The sequence below is a fragment of the Bacillus cereus group sp. BfR-BA-01309 genome, assembly GCF_022664315.1.
GTDB lineage: Bacteria > Bacillota > Bacilli > Bacillales > Bacillaceae_G > Bacillus_A > Bacillus_A mobilis.
The window spans coordinates 1-547 of record NZ_JAKUHE010000059.1; the positions used below are offsets into that span (position 1 = coordinate 1).

Below are 547 nucleotides of genomic sequence, written 5' to 3' on the forward strand. Positions count from 1 at the left end.
CCGATTGAAAATGAAGTACCAAATTCAGAAGTGGCCGCTGGGCCAATGTCAACACCAGTAACACCGGTTGCACCGATTGAAAATGAAGTACCAAATTCAGAAGTGGCCGCTGGGCCAATGTCAACACCAGTAACACCGGTTGCACCAATTGAAAATGAAGTACCAAATTCAGAAGTGGCCGCTGGGCCAATGTCAACGCCAGTAACACCAGCTGCACCGATGCATAATGAAGTACCAAATCAAGAAGTAGCTGCTGGATCAACAACGCCAGTAACACCAGCTGCACCAATTCATAATGAAGTACCAAATCAAGAAGTAGCCGCTGGGCCAACAACAACACCGGCTGCACCAATTCATAATGAAGTGCCAGGTCAAGAAATAGCTGCTGGGTCAACAATAACACCGGTAACACCGGCTGCACCAATTCATAATGAAGTGCCAGGTCAAGAAGTAGCTGCTGGGCCAACAACAACACCGGTAACACCAGCTGCACCAATTCATAATGAAGTGCCAAATCAAGAAGTAGCCGCTGGGCCAACAACAACAC

The 547-nt window shown here is 47.9% G+C and carries 1 protein-coding gene; it reads left to right on the forward strand.

What is annotated here, in order from left to right; all coding sequences use genetic code 11:
• Nucleotides 1–547 (forward strand): hypothetical protein (locus MR115_RS29995; RefSeq protein WP_304658058.1); only part of this gene is annotated, 547 nt, incomplete at both ends.